Origin of the sequence: Paenibacillus oralis (assembly GCF_003863965.1) — a bacterium.
In the GTDB taxonomy this organism is placed as follows: Bacteria; Bacillota; Bacilli; order Paenibacillales; family Paenibacillaceae; genus Fontibacillus; species Fontibacillus oralis.
The window spans coordinates 2,588,908-2,614,372 of record NZ_RRCN01000001.1; the positions used below are offsets into that span (position 1 = coordinate 2,588,908).

The 25,465-nt window shown below is 55.9% G+C and carries 17 protein-coding genes and 1 riboswitch; of the genes, 12 read left to right on the plus strand and 5 right to left on the minus strand.

The genetic code is table 11. The features are described from left to right. Window positions 1-5 precede the first annotated feature (5 nt). Window positions 6-1,064 carry a Gfo/Idh/MocA family protein gene (locus EHV15_RS11910; protein ID WP_128631388.1) on the minus strand — a complete coding sequence of 353 codons (1,059 nt, stop codon included), beginning with the start codon at window positions 1,062-1,064 and terminating at the stop codon, window positions 6-8. Between the two features lie 130 nt (window positions 1,065-1,194). Here EHV15_RS11910 and EHV15_RS11915 point away from each other — a divergent pair, with 130 nt between their 5' ends. Both EHV15_RS11915 and EHV15_RS11920 read left to right on the plus strand, forming a co-directional pair. After that, window positions 1,195-2,055 (plus strand): helix-turn-helix domain-containing protein, encoded by an 861-nt coding sequence (locus EHV15_RS11915; RefSeq protein ID WP_128631389.1) that lies wholly within the window; start codon window positions 1,195-1,197, stop codon window positions 2,053-2,055. Window positions 2,056-2,714: 659 nt separating this feature from the next. Next, window positions 2,715-3,617, plus strand: coding sequence for a transposase (locus EHV15_RS11920; RefSeq protein WP_128631390.1), 903 nt, complete (start codon window positions 2,715-2,717; stop codon window positions 3,615-3,617). A 617-nt stretch (window positions 3,618-4,234) separates the two neighbouring features. Here EHV15_RS11920 and EHV15_RS11925 read toward each other — a convergent pair. Continuing rightward, window positions 4,235-5,191 carry a helix-turn-helix transcriptional regulator gene (locus EHV15_RS11925; RefSeq protein ID WP_128631391.1) on the minus strand — a complete coding sequence of 319 codons (957 nt, stop codon included), beginning with the start codon at window positions 5,189-5,191 and terminating at the stop codon, window positions 4,235-4,237. Between the two features lie 152 nt (window positions 5,192-5,343). Between EHV15_RS11925 and EHV15_RS11930 the strand changes: the two genes are divergently transcribed. From EHV15_RS11930 to EHV15_RS11955, 6 genes are all read left to right on the plus strand, one after another. Then, window positions 5,344-5,766 carry a VOC family protein gene (locus EHV15_RS11930; RefSeq protein ID WP_128631392.1) on the plus strand — a complete coding sequence of 141 codons (423 nt, stop codon included), beginning with the start codon at window positions 5,344-5,346 and terminating at the stop codon, window positions 5,764-5,766. Window positions 5,767-5,874: 108 nt separating this feature from the next. Further along, the gene (locus EHV15_RS11935) at window positions 5,875-6,186 is read left to right on the plus strand and encodes a thioredoxin family protein (protein ID WP_128631393.1); all 312 of its coding nucleotides are present in this window, start codon (window positions 5,875-5,877) and stop codon (window positions 6,184-6,186) included. 80 nt (window positions 6,187-6,266) lie between these two features. Next, window positions 6,267-7,244: an AAA family ATPase gene (locus EHV15_RS11940; RefSeq protein ID WP_128631394.1), complete on the plus strand. Its 978-nt coding sequence runs from the start codon at window positions 6,267-6,269 to the stop codon at window positions 7,242-7,244. 4 nt (window positions 7,245-7,248) lie between these two features. Continuing rightward, window positions 7,249-8,340 carry a DUF58 domain-containing protein gene (locus EHV15_RS11945; RefSeq protein ID WP_128631395.1) on the plus strand — a complete coding sequence of 364 codons (1,092 nt, stop codon included), beginning with the start codon at window positions 7,249-7,251 and terminating at the stop codon, window positions 8,338-8,340. A 296-nt stretch (window positions 8,341-8,636) separates the two neighbouring features. Then, window positions 8,637-9,053, plus strand: a complete 417-nt coding sequence (locus EHV15_RS11950; RefSeq protein ID WP_128631396.1) for a VOC family protein — start codon at window positions 8,637-8,639, stop codon at window positions 9,051-9,053. Between the two features lie 330 nt (window positions 9,054-9,383). Further along, on the plus strand, window positions 9,384-11,147 hold the full coding sequence (locus EHV15_RS11955; protein ID WP_128631397.1) for a hypothetical protein: 1,764 nt from the start codon (window positions 9,384-9,386) through the stop codon (window positions 11,145-11,147). Window positions 11,148-11,240: 93 nt separating this feature from the next. Here the strand turns inward: EHV15_RS11955 and EHV15_RS11960 are convergent, their stop codons facing one another. Continuing rightward, window positions 11,241-12,557, minus strand: a complete 1,317-nt coding sequence (locus EHV15_RS11960; RefSeq protein ID WP_128631398.1) for a hemolysin family protein — start codon at window positions 12,555-12,557, stop codon at window positions 11,241-11,243. Window positions 12,558-12,814: 257 nt separating this feature from the next. After that, window positions 12,815-12,914: riboswitch (purine riboswitch) on the plus strand. Window positions 12,915-13,008: 94 nt separating this feature from the next. Between EHV15_RS11960 and EHV15_RS11965 the strand changes: the two genes are divergently transcribed. Next, complete coding sequence (locus EHV15_RS11965; protein ID WP_128631399.1) at window positions 13,009-14,445, plus strand: NAD(P)/FAD-dependent oxidoreductase; 1,437 nt, start codon at window positions 13,009-13,011, stop codon at window positions 14,443-14,445. 264 nt (window positions 14,446-14,709) lie between these two features. Here the strand turns inward: EHV15_RS11965 and EHV15_RS11970 are convergent, their stop codons facing one another. Continuing rightward, the gene (locus tag EHV15_RS11970) at window positions 14,710-15,411 is read right to left on the minus strand and encodes a DUF2628 domain-containing protein (protein WP_178075833.1); all 702 of its coding nucleotides are present in this window, start codon (window positions 15,409-15,411) and stop codon (window positions 14,710-14,712) included. 265 nt (window positions 15,412-15,676) lie between these two features. Between EHV15_RS11970 and EHV15_RS11975 the strand changes: the two genes are divergently transcribed. The 3 genes from EHV15_RS11975 (at window position 15,677) to pulA (ending at window position 22,760) form a co-directional block, all read left to right on the plus strand. Next, window positions 15,677-19,210, plus strand: a complete 3,534-nt coding sequence (locus tag EHV15_RS11975; RefSeq protein WP_128631401.1) for a DUF6359 domain-containing protein — start codon at window positions 15,677-15,679, stop codon at window positions 19,208-19,210. A gap of 901 nt (window positions 19,211-20,111) precedes the next feature. Continuing rightward, a complete protein-coding gene (locus EHV15_RS11980) occupies window positions 20,112-20,792 on the plus strand; it encodes an amylo-alpha-1,6-glucosidase (RefSeq protein ID WP_281281720.1) in 681 nt (226 codons plus the stop codon). A gap of 6 nt (window positions 20,793-20,798) precedes the next feature. Next, on the plus strand, window positions 20,799-22,760 hold the full coding sequence (pulA, locus tag EHV15_RS11985; protein WP_128631403.1) for a type I pullulanase: 1,962 nt from the start codon (window positions 20,799-20,801) through the stop codon (window positions 22,758-22,760). Window positions 22,761-23,130: 370 nt separating this feature from the next. Here the strand turns inward: pulA and EHV15_RS11990 are convergent, their stop codons facing one another. After that, window positions 23,131-25,455, minus strand: coding sequence for a glycoside hydrolase family 65 protein (locus EHV15_RS11990; RefSeq protein ID WP_128631404.1), 2,325 nt, complete (start codon window positions 25,453-25,455; stop codon window positions 23,131-23,133). Window positions 25,456-25,465 lie beyond the last annotated feature (10 nt).

The following is a 25,465-nucleotide window of genomic DNA, read 5'->3' on the forward strand; positions in this document are numbered from 1 at the left end:
GCCTCCTAAAACCGGATTTCTCGGCCTTCCTCGGCCGATTGGTAAATCGCGTTTAATATTTTGATGATTTCCACACCGTCCTCCACCGGGCTGATCGGCGGCATGCCGTCCAGACAACTGTCCACAAAGTGGTTGATCTCGTTCTGGAAGCTTCCCTGAAAATCGAAAGCGGGCGTGCTGATTTGCGGGTCGATATTGATGATCGTATTATGGCGTTCCGCAACGATCGACAGCTCCGGTTCGATTTCGGCGCCGCCTTTTTCCCCGTAAATGTTGACCAGGGCGGAGTTCTGCTTGGCATGAAGCGAAAAGCTGACGTCCACCATCAGGGAGGCCCCGTTTTCGAAACGGATCAGCGCATTGGCCATGTCCTCCACCGTGTTCAGGGATGCGTCGTAGTCCGCCGCCTGGTAAAACGCGTAATTCTCGATGTTGGAGCGGTTGCCCAGCTTGTAATAGGTGTTGCCGCTGACCGATTTCACCTTCGGCCGGCCCATCAAATACCAGCATAGGTCGATGACGTGCACGCCGATATCGATCAGCGGGCCGCCTCCGGAGCGGGATTTGTCGGCAAACCAGCCGCCGGGATTGCCGAGGCGCCGGACCAGGCTCGCTTTGGCAAAATAAATCTCCCCGAGCTCCCCGGCAGCGATGAATTTTTGGAGCACGGCGATGTTCGAAGCATAACGCCGCACGTAACCGACCTGCAGCAGCTTGCCGGTCCGCTTCACCGCTTCCTGTACCTGGAGCGCTTCGTCTACGGTAATGCAGAGCGGCTTCTCGCAAAGGACGTTTATGCCCGCTTCGAGGGCGGCGATGCTGATTTCGGCGTGGCTGTTGTTCCAGGTGCAGATGCTGACCGCCTGCACATCGGAGTTTGCGAGCAGGTCGCGATAGTCGGTGTGCACATGAGGAATGTTGTACTTCCGCGCCATGGCCCGGGCTCTGCTTTCGTTGAGGTCGCAGATGGCCCGCAGCGTGGCTTTCGGGTTGGCCTGATAGGCCAGCAGATGGGATTCCGAGATCGATCCGGCGCCGATCAGTCCGATTTTGAGTTCGCTCATATTCCGCACTTAGCTCCCTTTCGTCATCGGCGCGAATTTGCTACAATGAAGCAAAATTCGCCACGAGTTTGTTTTATTTGTTCAGACACCAATAATTTAGCACAGGAATTCTAAAGGGAGAATGTGCAGGATGACAAAATATCTGGATTATATGATCAGCCCGCATCCGATTCGTGTGTTCAATCCGGCCGTCGACGCCAGCAAGCGGAAAATCCGCTCGCTGACGGTGGTCAACGCCGGCCACTTGCCCGGCAGAACGATGCAGCGCGTCCAGGCGAAGTTCAGCTATTGGGCTTTTGTGGTGATTACCGGCGGCGGAGGTTACTACCAGGTTGACGGCGGAGAGAAGCAGGAGGTTTCCGCAGGCTCCTGGTTTTGCTTGTTCCCCGGCGCTGAGTTTAATTATGGTCCTCATGAGGGCGGGTATTGGGACGAGTATTATTTTACTGTCGAGGGGGAACGGGTTGGGGAATGGTTGGGCAGCTGGCTGCAGCATCCGGGGGAGGTCCAAAAGGCGGCGATCGACGATTCGGCCGTAAACCGGATGGAGATGATGTTCATGCTCATGGAGAGCGGTGTTCCGAGCAATCTGGACCGCGCCTCGCTGCTGCTTGAAGCTTTCCTGTACGAGCTGGCAGCCCAGGCCGATCTGGCCGAGACGGGCAATCGGGGACGGTTTGTGCTTAAGGTGATCGAAGACATCTCCGGGTCGCTGTACGCCCGCCGGGAGCCGGGGGAGCTTGCGGCCAGGCATCATATTTCCGTATCGACGCTGCGCAGAATCGTTCACGAGTACACGGGGTATCCGCTAGGTGAATTTATCCACCGGCTAAAGGTGGCCGAAGCGAAAAACATTTTGCTCAATACGGAAATGAGCATTAAGGAAATCGGGGAAGCGCTCGGCTACAATGATATGTTTTATTTTTCCCGGGTGTTCAAAAGAATTACCGGGTACTCCCCCAGCGGCTACCGGAGCAGGGGCGGGCAGTGAAAATTTAGTCTAAACCCACCTCACAAAAATAGCGGAACTTTATGCAACGCTAGTGCATTTTTTGTACTTAATGCTCAACTTTCGCAGCAAAAAATCGGCAGACAAGTCTTGATTTAGCTGGGTAAAGCAGCAATCCGTTGCCGGAGTTGACGCTGAATCAGAGGCGGACCGTGTCTTCCCGGCTTTTTGGACTGCTTCGTTGATCAAGAGTATAGGAGATCCCTTGTAAAATGTGACGGTGGCATGACTCTAAATCAGGCAAGCAACTCGACCGCTTTGCTGCGATTCCACTCAAACATGGAAGCATGGAGGCGTCAACGATGAAGAGGGCGTCATGTTCCACCGAGGCCAGCGCACCTACTTTTGCACCGTAGCCGTTTTGAGCAGTGTCACAAATCGACGCCAGGTGAGGGGCTATCTAAAGGTTCGTGTCTTGGTGTCTTGGTGTCCTTGCCTGCAGCCTTTGCACGATTATCCCTTCCGTTCAGGGAGCAGGGGGGGGCTAGGCAAGGGTTCCAAAAAAAGAGAGAAGATAAAGAGATGAGAAAAAAATGAGGCGGTTCAGATGAGATTTTTGGCTTGATGAGGGAACATATGTTTGGTATAATAAAATAAATCGAACGCACGTTCGTGCATTATTGATTCGGGGGCGAGCGAACATGGAGGTCAATGCGGGAACGGAACTTCAACTATTCACCAGCCGTTATAACAGCGAGCAAGCCTGCATGGAGGCGCTGATCGCGATGAAGTGGCCGAACGGCTTTGTCTGCCCGCGTTGCGCTCACACCCGGTGCAGTCGTCTGACTTCCCGGCATATCCCCTTGTTCGAGTGCGGAAAGTGCAAGCATCAAACGTCGGCTTTGGTCGGTACGATTTTTGAAGGAACGCATCTGCCCCTGCCCAAGTGGTTCAAAGCGCTGGAGTTGTTCCTGCTTGAGGGCGGCATCTCGGCGATGCGGCTGAGCAAGGTGATCCGGGTCACCTACAAAACCGCCTGGTTGATGCTGCACAAAATACGCCATGCCGTGGGAGAGTTCGATGCCCGAGAGTTGCTCTGCGGAGATGTGAAGGTGAACAGCGATGTATATGGGCGTAATCCGTCCCGGTGTCAGTTTTCGCATCCGTATGCCTCGGCGGTCGTAGCGGGATGCACGGTCACGGAGTCGGGCGAGCCGGAGCAGGTCAAAATCCGCCTAGTACCGTATAAGAGAGGAGACGGACAAAGGGCAAACCGTCACGATCTAACCGCGTTCATCAACGGGCATGTGGATGTCCGTACATCGGCGGTACAGTTGTTCCCTCTGGCCTTTCGGCTGTATACGCCCTTGCGGAAAGTGGTGAGAGAGGCGTGGGAATCGCTGAAGAGTACGTATGTAGCCTTGGGACTGAAGCATCTGCAGGCGTACCTAAACGAGTACACCGTACGCCGCTCGCTGCGCCGGCCCGGAGCGGAAGAAACGATGCGGCAGAAGTTGCTGCGCATGTGTGTGGCGATTCCGGCGATCCCTTACCGCCGGCTGATCGCGCGCCAACCGAACCAGCCCCTTGCGGCTGCGGCTTGATCGAGACGCTGGAACGGCGGGGGAAGTTTGACGCAGATCAACTTAATGGGTAGGGGTTAACATAAACAGTCCGGGCGTTGCTGCAAATGGAAGGTTCAGGCTACAGCAAAATCACGGTCTTTTCGTTTCCCTCGCGTCTTGTCCTTGATCTCTTGTCTTGATTTCTTGTTCGGCCTGTTTCACCTCCCCTAAACCTGATTCCTTCTCCTAAGCCCGTTTAAATTATCTCGAACCTATCTGCTTCTCCACCAAATATTTTCTTCTCCCGAGCTTGTCTGTTTCTCTGCTCCCCTGATCAAGCGGGATAATCGTGCAAAGTCTCCGTACAGCGAGTGTTGATCTGCCGCCGTCCCCCATCCCACTTCCCTGTCTTCAAGCTTCCAACGCCCTTCCGCGTTTCTTGCAACGATCGGTTTTCGGCATGACTGGCAAGCAAGGATTATAAGGTTGAGCCACTCTCGCTTTACCAAACGAAGCAGTGTTTTTCTATTTTGCAGGCCGCCTATCTTAATTCTTTGAAAACTTTCAGTTGAAAGTTGAGTTATTATTTCAAGCTTGAGTTCGGATGGTTCAGCATCGCCCAGCGTGGTGGTTCAGCGATTCGCACCGCTTTGCGCTCAGCTGTATTTGTCCAGCAGCTCGGTCAATTTGTGCTTGATCGCCGAAATCAGCTCCGGCGGCTCGGTGACGGTCGCTTCCCGCCCCAAGCCGATGAAAAAATCGGCCAGGAACGGAATTTCCCCCGGGGGAATTTGCCCCCACAGCAGGCCCGAACCATCCTCGCGAAGTTCAAGACGAAAGTGGCGGAGCATCTCGCCCTCGCAGGCCTCGATCCCCAGCGGGGTTAGCTCGATGGTGCAATTCACGTAGATGGGCTTTCTATCGATGAACGATTCCCAATTGCTGAGATGGACATGCCGCAGATCGAGCGGTTTTGGCGCGGAGTCCGCTTCCTCGATAACGGCCGAGCCGATACGGTCGCAGCGGAACAAGCGGAAATCTTCGCGCTCGAAGCAATACGCCGGGCAGTACCATAAACCGCGGCTGGCGTATATCCCGAGCGGCTGAATATGCCGGGTGGTCGTTGCGCCGGATCGCGAAGCGTAGCCGATGCGAATGACTTTTTGCCGGATGGCGCCGTCCAGCAGAACCGCCAAATAAGGGAAAGCCGACTGCCTTTCGGGCGTTACGAAATCGACCCGGTTTTTCATCTGATCGATGCGGTCCCGGACATCCCCGGACATATAATGATAAAACTTGCTGAGCGCGGAAGATGCTTCCGTTTCAAACGGGAGAAAGTGGTAGTGGCGCAAGGCGTGGCTGGCGAAAAAGATGGACACCGCCTCATCTTCGGTAAAAGCGATCGGGGGCAGCACCCTTTCGTTCAGCACCTGGTAGCCGCCATGCGGTCCGACCTCGGAATACAGCGGCACGCCCAGTTCGCTTAACTCCTGAAGATCCCTGAGGATCGTGCGCGGAGAAACGCCAAATTCCCCGGCCAATTCCTTGACGGTGAATTTTCGCTTGCGATTGACGGTCATCATCAATTCCATCAGACGTTTCGATTTGGACATAGGGACCTCCACTGTTTCTTTTTTAATTTTTTATTTATGACAAAACTTGTCACTATTATGGGCTACAATAAAGATCGAATCAAGCGGAAACGGAGATCGCCTCTTTCGCTTCCCGGATTCCGACCCATTAAATCCCTAAGGAGTGTGTTTACATGATTCTGTTGACAACCCCCCTGATTGCCCTGAATGGAAAAGCTGAAGAAGCGATTGCTTTTTATGAGCAGGCGTTGGAGGCCAAGGTGGCATTTAAGCAAACCTTCGGCGAAATGCCCGAACCTCAAAACCCAATGACCGACGAAGTTAAAAAGCGCATAGCGCATTCCATACTGAAGCTGGGGGAAACGGAGCTTTATGTATGCGATATTTTTCCGGGTGAGCCGCATCAACCGGGCAGCCAGGTTACGGTGTGCCTGACGTCAAGCACGGCGGATCATACGCGGAAGCTTTATGAAGCCTTAAAAGAGGGCGGGCGCGTCGATATGCCGCTGCAGTCCATTTATTTCAGCCCGGCTTACGCCGTCGTCACTGATAAGTTCGGAGTGACCTTCCACTTGTTCACCACACGTCCGGCTTAAAGGGCGATTATGCCCATAACCGGATTGCCGAAGGGAGCGGCCCGTTCGTATACAAAGCGAGCAGGGCCGCTTCTTGTGTTATGATTATGGGTAAAGGGGAGGCAGCCTATGGCAATTCGCGAAATAACGGAACAGGAATGGCTGGGCCGCGCGGAACAAACTTCCGGCAAGGAGGCGTTGTTTTTCTTCACGGCGCTGTGCGGAACTTGCAAACTGGCGGAAAAAATGCTGGATATCGCATTGGCGGCCGGGCCGAGCATTCCGGTATCCAAGCTGAATATTAACTATAGTCCGCGGCTTCGCGATCAATGGGAGGTTTCCAGCGTTCCTTGCCTGATCGTCCTGCAGGACGGCCAGCCGGTGCAAAAGGAATACGCGATGCGGTCGGTCGTCGATTTGCGGGAGCGGCTGAAGGTTTAAGCAGGCCCTCCAGCTATAAAGCGGCCGGGCTTTTTGTTAAGATGGAGAGGAAGAAATCGGTAAAGGCGGTGTCGGTACTTATGGAACTGCGGGAAGCGATGGATTTGATCGTGCGGATTCGCCGCAATATCGGCGAGGTGGTCGTCGGCAAGGAGGAGGTGATCGACCTGCTGCTCGCTTCGCTGCTCGGGAACGGTCATGTGCTTTTGGAGGACGTGCCCGGCACAGGCAAAACGCTGCTTGCGAAAGCGCTTGCGAAATCGCTCGGCGGCGAGTTCAAGCGAGTCCAGTTTACGCCGGACCTGCTGCCTTCGGACCTGAGCGGCATCCATTTTTTCAATCAGAAAACGGGGGAGTTCGAGTTTCGGCCGGGTCCGGTGTTTACGCATGTGCTGCTGGCGGACGAAATCAACCGGGCGACGCCGCGCACGCAGTCCAGCTTGCTGGAATGCATGGAGGAGCGCCAGGTGACGATCGACGGCGTCACGCATGAGCTGGAGTCACCGTTTTTTGTCATGGCCACGCAAAATCCGATCGACCAGCAGGGAACCTTTCCCCTGCCGGAGGCGCAGCTGGACCGGTTCCTGATGCGGATTGCGATGGGGTATCCGTCGCACGGCGAAGGCGTCGCCATCCTGCAGCGTTTTAAGGAACGCCAGCCGCTGGCGGAAATCGGGGCGGCCGCCTCGGCCGGAGAGATGGCGGCGGCCCAGCGGTATACGCGGACGATCCGCGTCCAGGACGACCTGCTCGGCTACATCGTGGCCGTGACCGAGGCGACCCGGACGCATCCGGAAGTGAAGCTGGGGGCCAGCCCGCGGGCGAGCACGGCGCTGTTGCGCGCTTCCCAGGGCTTGGCGCTGATTCGGGGCCGGGATTACGTCACCCCGGACGATATCAAAGCGGCGGCCGTGCCGGTGCTGGCCCATCGGCTGGTGCTGCGGCAAGGGCTTCGGAGCGCCCAGGAGCAAGGAAGCGAAGTCGTCCGCCAGGCGCTGCAGCAGGTGGAGGTGCCGGCCGAGCCGCTCCTGACGGCACGGGGAACGCAGGAGGATTGATCCCATGCAACTGCCTTGGCTTATTTTAAGCGCGGTTCTGCTCATTGTGCTGATCGCCGTTTTATATCGCCGGCGAGCGCTAAAAGGGATACGGTATGAGCGGTATTTTTCCAAACGGGCCGCATTTGAAGGCGACGAGGTCGAAATGATCGAGGTCATCGCCAATGCCAAGCTGCTGCCGCTGCCTTGGCTCCGTCTGGAATCGAGCATTCCCGCCGGGCTTGCGTTCGGGAAGCAGAGCAACCTGGCGATTCATGCCGGGGAAATTTATCAGAACCACAGCAGCCTTTTTCATCTCCGGTCATACCGGCAAATTACTAGGCGCCATAAGGTCGTTTGCGCCCGCAGGGGGCTGTACCGGCTGGAATCGGTCACGATGACGACGGGCGATCCGCTGGGGCTGAACTCGGAGGTTGAACGTTTTCCGCTGGATCTGGAGCTGCTGGTGTATCCGCGGGTGGTTCCGCTGGAGGAGCTGCCGCTGCCGAACCACAGCTGGCTTGGGGAAGTCGCCGTCCGGCGCTGGATCGTGGAGGACCCGTTTTTGACCGCGGGGATCCGCGCCTATCGCCCCGGAGATCCGCTGAGCCAGATCAACTGGAAAGCGACGGCCCGAACCGGGGAGCTGCAGGTGCACAAGCGGGATTATACCGCCGATCATCGGCTGGTCATCTGCCTTAATGTGGAGACCAGCGACTCGATGTGGAAAACGGTGACCGAGCCGGAGCGGATCGAGCTGGGGATTCGTTATGCCGCTTCGGTGGCGGCGTATGCGCTGCGTAACGGGTTAAGCGCGGTTTTTTTGAGCAATGCGCGGCTGCCGGGCGGCAAGGTGGAGCCGGTACGCATTGAGCCGCAGGCGGCAGCCGACCAACTGGAGCTGCTGCTGGAAACGATGGCGCGGCTGGTTTTGGACAGAACGGTTTCAATGGTTCGGCTGCTCGAACTGGAGCTTGAGGCGGGAGCGGCCGACACCGATTACTTGATCATTTCCTGCCACTGGGGCGGGAAGCTCGCGGAAACGGCGGAGCTGCTGCGGCGCGGCGGCAACGGTGTGGAATGGATGGAAATTCCCGAATGGGCCGAGTTCCTCTGAATGGTCCAGAACACGGGCATTTCCTAGCGGCAGGGGAAAAAAGCGACATTTTTTCCTCTATATTTAGAAAGATGCGGGAAACAGGCGCTTTTTCCAAGTTTAGTCCCTGGATAGGACCTATAAATTCCCTGTATTCCGAGTTGGGATTTGGTCGCGCATTAAAGAACACCGCCGAAGCAGTTCCTTTGCTGGTGTTCCTTAGTGTCTATCTTGATATTTTGTCAATGGTGCTTTATGTTAGGATCATAATTTTACGTATGTAAAGTTATAGAACAAAATTGAAGAGGTGATCGAGCATGGCTTTTCAGGCGAAGAGTACATTCATTAACTTGCCGGTAAAAGATTTGCAGAAAACGATGGATTTTTTCGGGAAAATCGGATTTGAATTCAATTTGCAATTTACGGATGACAAGGCTACCTGCATGATTATTAACAACACCACTTTTGCCATGCTGCTTGTGGAGCCTTACTTCCAAACATTCATCAAAAAAGAGCTTGCCGATGCGGCGAGAACTTGCGAAGTGCTTGTTTCCCTGGCTGCCGACAGCCGCGAGCACGTGGACGAGATCGTTAATAAAGCCCTGGCCGCCGGCGCAACCCCTTCGAGTGATCCGCAGGATCACGGCTTTATGTATCAGTGGGGCTTTCAGGACATCAACGGACATATATGGGAAGTTTTCCATATGGCCGATCCTTCGTCCGGCCAAGCGTAACCGGCGTAAACGGGATTAAGCAATGTTCATCTTTTTGAGATGATACGTTATGAGAGTTGGGCGGCCGACGAGAAAGTCGGCCGCTTTTTCGCCGTTCCGCCTTTTCGTCCAAGCCGCCCGTTACTCCAAGGTTCCGCGGTCTGGCTTCTTTGAAGGTACGTCGATCGACGGTTTTCTTATGTTATGAGTGACGATACGCGGGCCGGAAATGGCGCTGGTTCCGCCGCAGTTATGGTATGATGTTTTTATCGGTGAATAAGTTGAAGCATGGGCTAAACAGTCAGTTTGAGTTATAAAGTTCGAGTTTTAAAGTTAATGGAGGTTTTTGGCGTGAAACCCGATACAAGCCAGGGGCAAGTGGTTGGCGCGAATCCCAATGGTTCCGCTTACATATATAACTCGTTAAAGCTTTGGCTGTCCTGTCTGATCGAACTGGGGCTTCTGCTCCCGGTTTGGCTTGTCGCTCAGGCCTACTTGCTTGGGCCGGGGATGGCGGCATGGCTGTGCGGGTTGCCGCTGCTGTCGCTAGGCGGCGTGCTGTTGCGCAACCGTCTGCGTATGCTGTGGCAGCGGTGGGCTGTCGCCTTGCTGCTGGGAGCGGCGATGGCCCTGGTGGCGGCATGGGCGGGCGCTGGGGCAGGCTCCGGGGCAGGGGATTGGACCGGAATGTGGTCCGGCGTGGTCGCCGGCGCTAATGCTAATGCCAGTGTTGGCACTAGTGCTGGCACGGTCGCAATCGCAGTTGCGGGTTCTGACGCTGATCCGGGTTCTGGCGCTGACCCGGTTAACGCATCCATGGTACTCACGTTTACGATTTTGCGCGCCAGCTTCTGGTTTGCCGCCGGGGCGTTTTGCTGGCTCCAGGGGGTTACGGCCGCGTTGCGGATCGGCAATTTCCGCCTGTACTGGTCCGGAGTCGCCTTATACTTTGCCGCCGGGATCGCCTTCCCGCGCATTCCCGGGCTCGAAGGAACGGTTCCGCTGCTCACCTGGTCGGGGGCGGCCTGCCTGGCGCTTGCCTTGTTCGTTACGAACAACAGCCTCCTGCGTTATAGTTCGTTGTCCGGTGATCCGGCAGAGCGGCTTCCCGGCGGCTTGAAACGCCATAACCGCCTGTTCATCGGCGTTATCGTCATCGTTTCCCTGGCGCTTGCGGCCGGGGCGGGCGGGTGGCTCGGCCGCCTGCTGTGGGGTCTGCTGAAGACGTTCGTTAGGTGGCTGGCCCGCCCGGGGGAACAGGGGCCGCCGCCGGAACAAGCGGTGGAACTGCCGCCCATGCAGCCGATGCTGCCGGCAGCGGAAGCGCATGAGCCGGGAATCTGGGCGCGGCTGCTGGACATCGCTTTTTATTCCATCGGCATCCTTGCCCTTGCGGCGGCCCTTGGTTTCGGCCTGTATTGGCTTTACCGGAACGCGGGCGGAGTATGGCGGCGGGCGATCGACCGCCTGCTGGATTTGCTGCGCCGGGAGAAGGCCGTACAGGAAAACGCCGCGTACCGGGACGAGGAAATCCGGATTTTTACGTGGGAAGCGGCGCTTAAAAAGTGGAAAAAGGCGGGCTCAGCTTTGTTCCGCTCCGGAAAAGCCGAACGCTGGGAGGATCTGCGGGACAATCGGGAGAGGGTCCGTTATTTGTACCGACGCCTGCTTAAGGCGGAGCGTGAAGGCGGATATCGGATCAAGCCGCACCTTACGCCCTATGAAACGGCCTTGGATATTAGGCAGGAGCGCGGCTTAAAGGCGGTACGCGGCAAGGCGGCAGGCAAGGTGAAGGAAAAGGCGGAAAAATCGGGCTACGCCAGCAAGCTGGCCGCGGCCGCAGCGGAGGCGGAGGCAGCCAAGGCCGCAAGGGAGGCCATGTTCGCCAAGCCCAAACAAGCCGCCCAGACGGCAGATCGTCCGGGCCTGCCCGAATCGTTAGAGCCTGCCGCTGCTAATGGGCCGGGGCCGGCGGAGCCGCAGGCGGCAGCCGTCACCAAGGAGCTGCAAAATACGGAGCAGGGGCTCCTTGTTCGCTTGTATTATAAAGTCCGCTACGGCGAAGAAACGCCACAGGACGACGAAGTGGCTGAAGTCCGGCGGCAACTGCCTTGAGTTTTCAACGGACTCGAAACCAAAAAAGGCTGCTCGCAAGTTTGGGTAAACCTGCGAACAGCCTTATTTATCTTATAGCGATCCGGCTTCTGGCTATCCGGCCTCTACTACGGCCCTTTTTACGATTTCCAGCTTGCGGAATCGGTGCGGTTCTTTTTCAAGCAGCTTAAAGGTTAAATCCTCATGCTCCAGCGTTTCGCCGACGTCCATGCCGGGGTTCATCCCGAACAGCCAGCCGCCGATCGTATCGACTTCCTCGGTGCTGAGATCGGTGAGCAGAAGGTCGTTAATCTGGTTAACCGTTACGGTTCCCTGGGCGATGACATGCGTGTCGCTGAGCTGCACGATCGGCTCTTCTTCCTCTTTATCGAACTCGTCGCGGATCTCCCCGACGATTTCCTCCAGAATGTCCTCGATCGTTACCAGTCCGGCCGTACCCCCGTATTCGTCGATCAGAATAGCGATGTGGGTGCCTTCCTGCTGCATTTTTTTGAGCAGCTCGTTGACGGGCATCACTTCCGAGACAGCCATAACCGGCTGCAGAATCGAAGCGATATCCAGATTCGGGTTGCTTTCATGGGCGAGGAAAAACTGCTTCGTATTGATGATCCCGATAACGTTGTCTTTGCTTCCTTCGACGACAGGGAATCTTGTGTATTGCTGCTCTTTGATAATCTCGAGATTTTCCTGCCGCGACTTGTCCTTATATAAGCACATCATATCGGTGCGGGGGACCATAATTTCTTTGGCCAGCAAATTGTCGAAGGCAAAAATCCGGCTGACGTAGCCGTATTCGCTTTGATTGATTTTGCCGCTTTCAAAGCTCTCGTTAATAATAATTTGCAGTTCTTCCTCCGAGTGAGCTTCTTCGTGCTCGGAAGCCGGCTTGATGCCGAACAAGCGCACGAGCTGATTTGCCGATCCGTTCAAGGCCCAGATAAACGGACGCATGATTTTGGTAAACATGATCAACGGCTTGGCCGTTAGCAAGGCGATTTCCTCGGATTTGCGGATGGCCATCGTCTTTGGCGCCAGCTCACCCACAACGACGTGCAAATAAGTGATAACTACGAAAGCGATGATAAAAGATAGCGCACTGCTTAGTGTATCAGGTACATGGAGGCTGTGGAACAGCGGGTGCAGTATTTTCTCCACCGTAGGTTCCCCGAGCCACCCGAGTCCGAGCGCGGTGATCGTAATCCCCAACTGGCAGGCCGACAAAAAACCGTCCAGATTGGAGGTTACCGTTTTGACCGCGAGCGCGTTTTTGCGTCCTTCGGCGATCAATTGATCCACCCTGCTGCCTCGAACACGAACAATCGCAAATTCTACCGCCACGAAAAAAGCCGTTAAAGCGATAAGGATTACGACCAATACCAAATTCAACACCAAAAGCCTGTCACTGTCCATTCTTTGCATCTACTCCTTATGATTTAAAATAAAATAAAATGCTTCACCCTATATTATACAATATGATCGAGAAGTAATGCTAATCAGCAAAGCTAATATGCTAAGCAAAATACATGAAAATGTTCGTGTTTTACGGATTTTTCAGACCGGATAGAAAATTAAATAAATTATAAATGCGCCAAAATCCGAATAATAAAATAACTTTTCCTTGACTTATACGTTTCTTTCTCATATACTCGGATTGTTGCTGGAAACTGAATATGCTAATATTTTGATTTCGTATATCCCCGGTAATAAGGATCGGGGGTCTCTACAAGGAACCCTAAATTCCTGGCTACGAATAGGAGCTTTCGCATACCTATTGGATAGCCGGGATTTTTTTGTTTTTTCCGGGTTTGGCAGCCCGTTGACTTTTTGAACAACCTCTATCATATCTTTCAGGAGGAAGCAGATGAGTAAATACGATGTAATTGTGGTTGGAGCCGGGCCGGCGGGGATATTTGCCTGCTACGAACTGACGCGGAAAGCGCCTCACTGGAAGGTGCTCCTGGTGGACAAGGGACATGACATTTACCGCCGCCGCTGTCCGATTTTGGAGGAGAAAATTACGCTTTGTCCGCCTCCGGCCGGGAAAAAAGAGTTCGCCGGCTGCCTGCCGGCCTGTTCGATCACGGCCGGGTTTGGCGGTGCGGGAGCGTACAGCGACGGAAAGTTCAACATTACGACCGAATTCGGCGGCTGGCTGAGCGATTATATCGCTCCGTCCAAAGTGCTGGAGCTGATTAAATACGTCGATGCGATCAATTTGGAGCACGGCGCCACGACGAACATCACCGACCCGCTGACCGAAGCGGTGCGCGGGATCGAGCAGCGCGGATATGCCGCGGGGCTGAAGCTGCTGCGGGCGCAGGTCCGCCATTTGGGCACGGAACAAAACCTCGAGATTTTGAAGTCGATCTACGAATATTTGAACACCCGAATCGACATGATGTTCAAGGCGGAAGTGGAGGATCTGATCACGGTAAAAGCCGACGGAGGCCACCAGGTTCGCGGAATCCAGCTTAAATCGGGGGAGACGCATAAGGCCGATCTGGTCATGGTCGCTCCCGGACGGGACGGCTCCGCCTGGTTGACGGACATTTTGAAGAAACGCCGCCTGAAAATGACCAACAACCAGGTGGATGTCGGGGTGCGTGTGGAAACATCGGACGTCGTCATGCGCGAGATTAACGAGCACCTGTACGAAGGGAAATTCATTTACAACACTTCGGTCGGTACACGGGTACGCACGTTTTGCAGCAATCCGTCCGGGCATGTGGTCGTCGAAAACCACAGCGGGGTAATGGCCGCGAACGGCCATTCGTTTAAAGATCCTGCGCTTGGTTCGCAAAACACGAACTTTGCACTGCTTGTCTCGCACAAATTTACCGAACCGTTCGATAAGCCCAACGAATACGCGCGGGAGATTTGCCAACGGGCCAACGACCTGTCGAACGGGGGGGTCATCGTGCAAAAATACGGGGACATCCTCCGGGGCCGCCGCTCTACCGCTACCCGGATTTCCGAAGGCTTTCTCGAGCCGACGCTCAAAGAGGCCGTGCCGGGCGATCTTGGCCTCGTGCTGCCGTACAACACGATGAAAAGTCTGATCGAAATGGTCGAAGCGCTTGATAAAGTAACGCCGGGGATCGCCTCCGAACATACGCTGTTTTACGGCGTGGAAGCGAAGTTTTATTCCGCCCGCCCGAAGCTGGCCGAATCGCTGGAAACGGAAATCGGCGGCTTATTCTGCGGCGGCGACGGAGCGGGCATCACCCGCGGACTGGCTCAGGCCGGCGCGGCAGGCGTCTGGATCGCACGCGGTATGCTGGAGAAGGCGGGAGTGTAGCAACGCGGCGCGGCGCGGGCTTCGCACAGAACGAAAATAAACAAGGGTTGTCCTGAAGGCCATAGGGTATGGTCTTTGGGACAGCCCTTTTTCGTTGAGGTCCGGATTAGGCTGCCATCGCCGCCGCAGTAATGCGATCTAACGGACACCAGAGACTTTATTTGCCAGAAAACCAGGGGGCAAAAATTGTAACGGACCCAGGAGGCCTTATTTTCTCCAAACCGCAGGAAATGTACTGCCGCTATTCATCCCGATCCCTCTGCCTCAGGGATACCGGCTCTCCTGTATTTCAGAGTCAATCACTTGCTGGATCTGCTGATACGTATGGAGATAGGTGAACAGTCCGTAAACCAGCGCCAGCAAAAAAGGCAGCAGGGCCAAGGCGATCGGGATGTACAGGCTGGTTTCTCCCGCCTGTATGATTTTTAACTCCCGGGTTTCCCGGTCGTTTGGGTACCTGTAGCTCAAAGCCTTTATTTTGCGCCGGGCATGATGCAGGTAAATGGAATTGGCCGCCACGGCAAAGCCGATTTTTATGGCGAGCTGTAAAGCCAGCATCGTGATGACCATGCTGAACGAGACCTGGTAACCCGGAAATACAAGGGAGCCTACGATGTTGATAATGAGCGAGCAGACGATCAGATAGATTAGCCAATACAAGTACATCCCCCGATACAACAGCCAAAAGCCGCCAAACAGAAAGGCGGGCCAGTTCCAGCGATGGTCTTCGCGCCATTTTTGAAAATACGCCCCTGCGCGTTTGCCTATGAACAGTTCAAGCTCCTCCAAGGGAACTCCGAACTCGGGCGGCGGGGAGTCTTTTCCGGCTGTTTCCGGGGCCGCGCCGGACTTGGCATAGGGAGTGAGAGCAGCGGGCTCGTTATGTCGAGTTTTGATCGGCGTTCCGCATCCGGCGCAAAATTTGTCCTCTTTTTCCAAAATCGTTCCACAGTTTGAGCAATACATATTTACCTCCGTCAGCATCATCTTGATGAAAGGCAGTTTTCTTGAAAAACTTGGAATAGTTCGAAAGAACCATTCTGCTTATATATCGGACTGGCGGAATACCTAATTAATAGCCGGCCGGTAAATCAAAAAAATAAGACACAAAGCCTATATATTAGCAAAAAATACAATTTTACAATATTTTAACAAAACGTAAACAGTCTGTTCTTTATCGATCCATATGATTAGGAGGTAGTCCATTCTAAATTTGGGGAGGAGTCGATCCATGGTGAGGAGCGGTTGGAGCAAGAAACTGCTTGGCCTGATTTTGGCCGGCGCTTTGGTCATGACGGGAATACCGGGCTTTACCGCAGAAGCGGCGGAATCGGCAAATGGAGCGGAACAGGAGCATATTACAGCGGAGGCGGGGCTTGTTCCTGAAGCCGGAACGGCGGCATCCGGAGAGAGTGATGTTTCCGCGGAAATAAGCGAATCCGCAGCAGCAGGGATCAGCGTAGCCGAAGCCATCGCCAAAGGAAACGGCGGCGAAGCCGTTACGGTGACGGGTTATGTCGTCGGACATGCCGCCGGGTCGCAGACCGCCGATTTTGAGGCGCCGTTCGGCAACGACTATAACTTGCTGATCGCGGATGCGGCCGGAGAGCGGGACACGGCCAAACTCGTCGACGTGCAGATTCCGTCCGGACTGAGAGGCGATTTCGGCCTGCAAAGCAACCCGGAGATCATCGGCGAGCAGATCTCGGTGTCCGGCGCGTTGGCCGCGTACAACAACTTCCCCGGCTTAAAAAGCGTGACGGGGATTGAGTTTACCGCGTCGCAGCCGGGAGAACCGGGGGAACCTGGGGAACCTGGGGAACCGGAAGAACCGGGCGAGAACCCCGGAGAGAATCCCGGAGAGCCGGAGAATCCGGGCGAGAATCCTGGTGAAAACCCAGGCGAAAATCCGGGAGATCCGGGCCAGACCCCGGAATTGCCGGACGGCACCGGCAAAAAAGTGCTGTTTGACAACGCGCACGCCCAAACCGCCGGCGCGGCCGACTGGGTGATCGAAGGAGCGTTTTCCGATTTCGCCGCCGGGCTGCGCGGGGCCGGCTTCACGGTCGAGGCGCTGGAGCGGCCGATTCCGTATACGTTCGGGGAAACGGCAATTACGTACGACGCGCTGCGGGACTACGACGTATTCGTCATTCCCGAAGCGAACGTGCCTTTTAAAGCCGCGGAGCAAGAGGCGCTGGTGGAGTATGTCGAGGACGGCGGAGCGGTGTTTTTCATATCCGACCATTATAATGCCGACCGCAACAAAAACCGCTGGGACGCCTCCGAGGTGTTCAACGGCTTTCGCCGCGGAGCTTATGAGAACCCGGCCAAGGGCATGAGCGCGGAAGAAGCGTCCTCCCCGGCGATGCAGGGGGTAACGAGCTCCGATTGGCTGGCGGACAATTTTGGCGTACGATTCCGTTACAACGCCCTTGGGGACGTCGATGCGGGCGACATCGTCAGCCCGTCGCAGGCGTTTGGCATCACGAATGGCGTTGAGGCCGTAGCCATGCATGCTGGCTCTACGCTGGCGATCTTGGACCCGCAAAAAGCGAAAGGCCTTGTTTACGTTCCCGAAGGCGTGCCGGCCTGGGGGAACGCGGTTGACGAAGGTGTCTACAACGGCGGCGGAAGAGACGAAGGGCCGTATGCGGCGGTGTCCAAGCTTGGACTCGGCAAAGCGGCCTTCATCGGCGACTCCTCGCCCGTCGAGGACGCAACTCCGAAATATGTGAGAGAAGAAACCGGCCAGAAAAAAACGACGTACGACGGCTTTAAGGAAGTCGACGACGGGGTGTTCCTGGTGCAAATCGTGAAGTGGCTCGCTCATGATGAAAATTACACCTCCTTCGCCGAGGTGCCGGGGCTTGTGCTGGATGAGCCGACCGAACTGATGCCGGACGAAGAGCCAGCCGCCACCACTGAGCCGCAGCCGGAGCCTTGGGCCCAGCCGGCCGCCGGATACAAATGGTACGACCCTGCGACGTTCAAGCCAGGCTCTTACGGCTCGACGCAAGCGCCCGCTACGGAGCCTAAGTACGCATTCGTGCATCAGGAGCAACTGCCAAGCGCGCAGGAGTTCCAGATCCGCTTGACGGCCGACGGCTTAACGCCCGGCCAGACGGTATCGGATCTTAAAGTCGGCATCTACCTGGCTGGCGGCGAGCAGATCGCCCGCTTCAAAAACGCCGACGGCAGCTGGTCCGATTACAACTACAGCCCGGCATTTTCGCTGACGGGAGATGCCCAGGGGCACGCCGCAAAAGATCTGACCGTTCAGCTTAAGCCGGGCGTGACGGCCGCAAGCGCCAACTTGCGGCTCAAGCAGGGAAGCGGAAACGCGCTGACGAAGACGGTGGCGATCGCCGATGTCGCAGCCGAGCCGCTGCCGGGCGACCATCCGCAGGTGCCGGAATTGACCACGATTGCCGCCGCCCGTTCGGCGGCCGACGGCACGGTCGTTACCGTGGAGGGCGTGATTACGTCCGAGCCCGGGCTGTTTGGCGGACAAGGGTTTTACCTCCAGGACGAAACGGCCGGCGTCTACGTGTTTCAAACGGCGTCCGGCTATCATGCCGGCGATCTGATCCGCATCAGCGCCACCCGGACTTTGTACAACGGGGAGGTTGAGCTGGAAAATCCGGTCATGATCGAAAAGAAAGGGACCGCCGCGCTTCCGCAGCCGATCGAGCAGGAGGCGGTTACGGACGGCAATCAGGGACAGTTCATCACATTAACCGATGTGGCGGTTCAAGACGTGACTGCGGCTTCTCCGGCCGGCTCGTTTGAGTTTAATGCCGTTAAGGGTGACGGCGCGGCAACGCGCGTCCGTTTCGATGGCCGGACCGGGGTGGACATGGCGGAGTTCAGCGCGCTTTTCACGGCGGGTTCCAAGGTGGACATTACCGGCATCGCTTCAGTTTTTCGCGGGGCGTACCAGCTGAAGCCGCTCTCCCTGGATCACGTTGCGCTTAGCGGGACGGGAGCAGACGCGCTGGCCCCGGTGACCGAAGCGAACGCTTCGGGGCAAACGGGTCAAGAGGTGTACAACCCGGAAGACGTTACGGTTTCCTTGTCGGCTGAGGACGAGGGCGTAAGCGGTCTGGAACGGACCGAATACCGGGTAAACGGCGGGGAGTGGCTTACCTACGCTTCCCCAATTCTGCTGACGGAGGACGGCAAATACGTGATCGAGTACCGGTCATGGGACCGGGCCGGGAATAGCGAAGCCGAGAAAACGGTCTACATCAATATCGATCGCCAGTCACCGGTCATTCATTTTTCCGGGGAGCGGCAGTTTTTGCAAATCGAAACCGAACTTCCGATTCGAGTTGATGTCGAGGATGCCGTAAGCGGAGTGAAAAATACGACGTATCAATTGGACGGCCGCCAAATCGCCGGTTTGCACGAAATCACGCCGCTTTCTCTGGCGGCTGGCAAGCATAAGCTGGTCGTCAGCGCCTCGGATACGGCCGGGTACAAATCCGCGGAACAGTTCGACTTTACGGTTACGATCGACATCGTCCATCTGGACGAACTGGTCGATGCCGGAGAAGCGCAAGGATACGTGAAGAAGGGAACCGCCCAAAGCCTGGAAGCCAAGATCGGCTCCCTGCAAAAGGCGAAAACGGAGCGCGAGCGCCAGCAGAAAATCAATGTGCTGAAGCTGGCGATCAACGCGCAAAGCGGAAAAGGCATCAACTCCAGTTTTGCCAAGCTGTTGCTGGGCGATCTGGAGTATATCGTCAAACAAGCGGGATAAAACGGCTGCCGAAAGGGACAGCAGCGCAGAACCGGTCCTCGAAGGGCCGGTTTTTTTGACCTTATTATATAAAATTTTGGGTATGGTAGAGGGCGATGCGCAGGTAGAGAGGGGAAATCTGGAGGCTAAGGGACACCAGAGCCGTTATTTGAGGAGAAACGGAGGTTTGCAAAATGTAACGGACACAGATGACCTTATTTATCTCAAATCGGCCTAGATGAACGGGTTTTGAGCGAAATAGGGTCGCCTGTGTCCGTTAGGCTGGGAAATACCCGGGAAATGGGCAGATAAGGTCGCTGGTGTCCGTTAGAGCAGCGTCCAAAGTTTAGGAAGAGCCTCCAATCGCTCCAAAGTAGAAGTCAGAGCCATTAAAGGACGCCGTCAGGCGTTTTTCTTAAAAATTTATAACTCAACTTTCGGAGGGTGAAAACCAACTTAAAAGCAGGTAGAGAATGGATCTGACAGCGATGGAATGCGGGGGCTTGAAAAAAGGAAGAGGTGGAAATCCCCTGAAATGCAAAAGTGCATGCGATTTTTGTCGAAATCCCTCGAAACGGGCGGTTCAAATGCAAATATGCAGTTCATTTCCGATTATATGTTACTTTTTTGTTCAATTGCTGGAAATGAGATGTATTTTTGCACTTCAACCGCTCAAAAGCAGAAATTTGCGGGGATTCAAATGCACTTTTGCATTTGATCCCATCGCGCCGTCCTTCTTCCCTTGAAAAACGAGCAACCGCTGAAACTGATTCATAAAGTGCTGTTAAAGTCAGGAAGCTTTTTGCTCTGATTCAGTCACTTTGTGCAAACGGTTGCACCTTTTCGATTCGGGTGATATAATCCAGCACATAAAGAAAAGTAAACGTTTCCCTGGAGATGGGCATAATACGGCGGCGGGCTGATTCCTAACATGTTTCCTGACGATGGCCAGGAGCCGCTGTACAACACGGTGGACGCGGCGCTTTGGTACGTTCACGCCGTCTATGAATATTTGAAACATACCGGTGGGGAAGCTGATTACAGGTTCATTCGCGAGGCGGTCTATCCGGAGTTAAAAAGAAATCGTCGCCGACTACCGCAGCGGAACCGATTTTTCGATCGGGATGACGAGGATGGGCTGATTCACGCGGGCGGCGGCCTGGATCAGGTCACCTGGATGGACGTGCGCGTAGGCGATTGGGGTGTGATGGCGCGGCACGGCAAGCCGGTGGAAATCAACGCCCTGTGGTATAACGCCCTGTGCATTATGGCGCGGCTGGCGGAACGTTTCGGGGAAACGGGGCCATATGATGAATTAGCGCGCAAGGTGTGCGATTCCTTCCGGCAGCGTTTTTGGAACGAGGCGGCGGCGTGCCTTTACGACGTAATCGACGTTCCGCGGGAGGAGGGCGGCAAGAGCGATAACGGCTCCATCCGGCCGAACCAAATCCGGGCGGTTTCGCTGCCGTTCACGATGCTGTCACCGGAGCAGGAAGCGGCTGGCGCGGCTGTTTTTCGCAAGCCTGGAGTGTGGGGGAAATACCTGCGCGCCTATACGGAAGATGTGCTTCCGCATTTGCGGAATTTGCGGGGAAAGGAGTGAAGCCGTTTGTCCGTTCAAAAAGAATACAACGGTACGATAGATTACGGCGATTTGGCAGTTACCGGAGGAATTTCCGTATTTGACGCGGAATTCGACGCGAAGTTTTATTATGATGGCGACGATCTGGGGGCCGTTTACACGCCGGAGGAGACGCGGTTTCGCCTGTGGGCCCCCACGGCCTCGGAGGCGAAAGTCGTCCTGTATGCCGCCTGGGACGCCGCTCCCTTGAAGGAACTGCCGATGCGGCGCGACGTGCGGGGGACGTGGACGCTCTCAATCCCGGAGGATTGCCATGGCTTGCTGTATACTTACCGCGTTAAGGTGGGGGCGCAGTGGAACGAAGCCGCCGATCCTTACGCCAAGGCGGTGGGCGTCAACGGGGATAAAGCGGCGATCCTTGATCTGCGGAGCACCGATCCGGAAGGGTGGGACGAAGACGTGAAGCCGACGCTGGCTTCAGAGACCGACGCGGTGATCTATGAGCTGCATGTCCGCGATCTGTCGGTTCACCCGGGGAGCGGCATTCGCGAGAAAGGCAAATTCCTGGGGCTGGCGGAAAGCGGGACGCGCGGTCCGCGGGGCATTCCCACCGGTTTGGACCATATCGCCGGGCTTGGTGTTACGCATGTGCAGCTGATGCCTGTGTTCGACTACTCCAGGGAGAGCGTGGATGAACGCCGTCTGGATGAACCCCATTACAACTGGGGTTACGATCCGAAAAACTACAATGTGCCGGAAGGTTCCTATGCCACGGACCCTTACGATCCGGCCGCGCGCATCGCCGAACTGAAACGCCTTGTGCAAACGTTACATGCCCGGGGGCTTCGAGTCATCATGGACGTGGTGTACAACCACGTGTTCGACGGGTACCTGATTCATTTCACCAAGCTGGTCCCGGGTTATTACTTGCGGTATAAAGCGGACGGAACTTTCTCGGACGGGGCGTTCTGCGGCAACGAATGCGCCTCGGAGCGGCCGATGATGGCGAAGTATATCGCCGATTCGATTCTGCATTGGGTGCGCGAATACCAAATCGACGGTTTCCGGTTTGATCTGATGGGCTTGATCGATGTCGATACGATGAACGAAATCCGACGCCGATTGGATGAGATCGATCCTTCGATCATGATGATCGGGGAAGGCTGGTTCATGGACACGGTGCTTCCCAAGGAGCGCCGGGCCAACCAGGGCAACGCCGGGAAGCTGCCGCGCATCGGCATGTTCAATGACGGACTGCGGGACGCGGTCAAGGGCGATATTTTTATATTGGACAAAAAAGGTTTTATCGGCGGCGGCGACGGCTTTGAGGACAGCGTGAAACGAGGCGTTGCCGGGGGGATCGATTACGGTGGGGAAATCCGCCAGTTTGCGGCGGAGCCGGCGCAGTCGGTCAACTACGTGGAATGCCACGACAATCATACGCTATGGGACAAAATCATGCTGTCCACGGACGGGGAAACGGACGAGCGGCGGCGCGCCATGCACCGGCTGGCCTCGGCGATCGTGCTCACGAGCCAGGGCATTCCGTTCATCCACGCCGGGCAGGAGTTCATGCGAACGAAGGGCGGCGTGGAGAACAGCTACAAATCGCCGATTGAGACCAACTGGCTTGATTGGGAGCGCTGCGCGGCGCACCGGGCGGACGTGCTCTATATGTGCAGCCTGATCGCGCTGCGCCGGGCACACCCCGCGTTCCGCTTGCGGACGGCGGACGAGATCCGCGCGCATCTGCGCTTCGAGGCGGCGCCGCCCCGCGCGGTGGCGTATACGCTGCGGGATCACGCCGGCGGCGATCCGGACCGCCACCTGTATGTGCTGTACAACGCCGATCCCGGCGCGGTGACGCTTGAACTGCCTGCGCTGGGGGCATGGGAGGTACGATTCGGCGGCGAGTGCGTTCAATCGCTGGGAGACGGCAAGCTTGCTGCTAACGGCATCGGCATGATCGTGTTGGGCGTTCGGGCTTAGCGCTGCGCTCATAGAACATCGTGGCCGAAAGGATATACACTAAACAATGATGCATATCCTGTATCCGGCCGGATCAAATGCAAAAGTGCATCCGATTTCCGATAAAATCGGGTTTTTGAGCGCTTGAAATGCAAAAGTGCAGTTGGTTAGAGTGGATATGGTAAAATATGGTCGTATGGCTGGAGATAAACTGCACTTTTACATTTGAGCCGCCTGTCTCGAGGAGTTTCGACGAAATTCGCCTGCACTTTTGCATTTCGCTACTCTCTGGCGCAGCCATAAGCTAGATATCGCCATGCCAAAAAAGCTGCTCACCACGGCGTTGATGCCTGGGAGCAGCTTTTTTTGGCATGGCTTGTTGGTTGGATCATCAGCTCAGCGCGGCCGGAGCGGAACGCTGCGCTTGCACCTCGCCCATAGCGCCGACCGTATAACTTTGGTCGTAAATCCGGATAGCCGCCGGCACATCCGTTTCGTTAACGACGATGATGCTGTTTTCGGTGACGTTCACCTGCAAGCGGGAGCCGCGGAACATCACTTTGAAGGAAAACGACTTCCAGTGAGACGGAATGAACGGGTGCAGCACCAGCTCACCGCCCTGCACACGAAGCCCGCCGAATCCTTGCACGATCGACATCCACGTTCCGGCCATGCTCGTAATATGGCAGCCGTCCTCGGTATCGTTATTGTAGTTGTCGAGATCGAGGCGGGCGGTGCGCAGGTACATTTCGTACGCTTTCTCCTGGTATCCCAGCTCGCAGGCGATGATCGCGTGCAGGCAGGGGGACAGGGAGGATTCATGCACCGTGATCGGCTCGTAGAAATCGAAGTTGCGTTTTTTCGTCTCCAGGTCGTAGCGGTCGCCCAGGAAGTATAAGCCCTGGAGCACATCGGCCTGTTTGATGTAGCAGGAGCGCAAAATCCGGTCCCACGACCAGTTCTGGTTCAGCGGCAGGTGCTCCGGCGCCAGTTCATTCACCGGAACGATCTCCTTGTCGAGGTAGCCGTCCTGCTGCAAAAATACGCCCCGTTCTTCATCGTAAGGGTAGTACATGTTATCAATAATATGCCGCCATTTTTGGGCTTCCTCGTCCTGCAAATTCAGCTTGCCCGCCAAGGCTTCATAGTGGCCGGGTTCATTGTTTTTCAAATCGTTCAGCACTTCCAGCGTATATTCCAGCGTCCAAACGGCAATCCGGTTCGTGTACCAGTTGTTGTTGACGTTGTTTTCGTATTCGTTCGGCCCGGTCACCCCAAGAATCACGTATTTGCCTTTGGCCGCCGAGAAATTGACGCGCTCCTCCCAGAAACGGGAGATCTCCGCCAGCACTTCAAAACCGTATTGACTGAGGTATGCTTTATCCCCTGTATAATTCACGTAATTAAAAATAGCGTAAGCAATGGCGCCGTTGCGGTGGATCTCTTCGAACGTAATTTCCCATTCGTTATGGCATTCCTCGCCGTTCATCGTCACCATCGGATACAGCGCGCCTTTGGAGAAGCCCAGCTTCCGCGCGTTTTCCTTCGCTTTCTCCAGGTGCTTGTAACGGTAGATCAAAAGATTGCGGGCGATGCCGGAATCGGCCGTGCTGAGGTAGAACGGCACGCAGTAGGCTTCCGTGTCCCAGTAGGTGCTTCCGCCGTATTTTTCCCCGGTGAAGCCCTTCGGACCGATGTTGAGCCGGTCGTCGTCCCCGCTGTAGGTTTGATTGAGCTGAAAAATATTAAAGCGGATCGCCTGCTGCGCCGATACGTCGCCTTCGATGATGATGTCGCTCGTTTTCCATTTTTCCGCCCAGGCTTCGGCCTGCTCGCGCAGCAAAACGTCAAAGCCGGCCTCTTTTGCCGCCAGCAGCGATTTCGTTCCGGCTTCGATCAGCGCGCCCAGCCCATGGTCGCGGGAGGTCACGTTCGCCACATATTTATAAAGCGTTACGGCCTCGCCTTGGCCGGCCTGGACGGCTGCTTCGGCGGCCACATATTTCTCCCGCTCGCTGAAGACCTGCGAAAGCTCCAGCGCCTGCCCGTTCTTCAACACATCAAAAGCCATGGCGGACGTCACATGGAAGTCCAGCTTTTTCGTTTTGACCGTCAGGTAGGACAGGCCAGCCGCGGCCTTTTTCTCCACTTCGACCCAAAACTTCTCTTCATAGTTGGAATCCTTGTTTTTTACGTCGCCGTCCAGGTACGGCATAAAACGCAGTTCCCCGCTGAAATTGAGCGGAGTCACCGTATAGCGGACCGCGCCGATTTCATGGCGGACGATGCTGACGAACCGCTTCGCCTCCACGGCGATTTCCTTCCCTCCCTCCAAAACGGCGGTAAAGCGCCGGGAGAGCCAGCCTTCCTTCATGTTCAATTCGCGGATGAAATCCTTCACCTCGCAAGCGGCCAGGTCAAGGGCGGCGCCGTCCACCCAAACGTCGATTCCGATCCAGTTGGTGCTGTTCAGGACTTTGGCAAAATATTCGGGATATCCGTTTTTCCACCAGCCGACGCGGGTTTTGTCCGGATAATAGACGCCCGCCATATAACTGCCCTGCAGGGATGAGCCGCCGTACCGTTCCTCGAAATTGGCCCGCTGCCCCATATACCCGTTTCCGATGCTGAAAATGCTCTCGGAAATCTCATGGTTTGCCGGATCGAACCCTTCTTCGATGATCGACCAAGCATCTTCTTTTAAATATTGTTTCACTATAACCGGC